The sequence below is a fragment of the Neobacillus cucumis genome (genome assembly GCF_023715505.1).
In genome coordinates this window covers 1-255 of sequence record NZ_JAMBOH010000170.1, presented here as the reverse complement: position 1 = coordinate 255, position 255 = coordinate 1, and the positions used below count along the sequence as shown (strand labels likewise).

Sequence of the window (255 nt, the reverse complement as noted above, 5' to 3'; positions counted from 1 at the left end):
AGCTTTCAAGGCGCAACTCTCACACCACCGTACGTACGGTTCCGTATACGGCGGTTCAATAACTTAAGTATCGGCGCTCATATAAATGGTTGAGGTTTTTAAGCCCCCATTTGGTGAGCGTTTTTATATTAATTGCTTTTTGCAGTGTTTCACTTCTGGAAATCCTCCAATATCCCTTTCGGGAATTAGCTACTTTCCAGGCTTCTTCATGTTTGACACCTAATCTTCTTAGTTGATAATATTTTGTTTTGGTTT

Annotated in this window: 1 pseudogene; it reads right to left on the bottom strand. The window is 40.0% G+C overall.

Annotation, left to right across the window (positions count from 1 at the left end):
- Nucleotides 1-55: 55 nt before the first annotated feature.
- Nucleotides 56-255 (bottom strand): annotated as a pseudogene (locus M3226_RS31985) (group II intron reverse transcriptase/maturase); the annotation flags it as partial.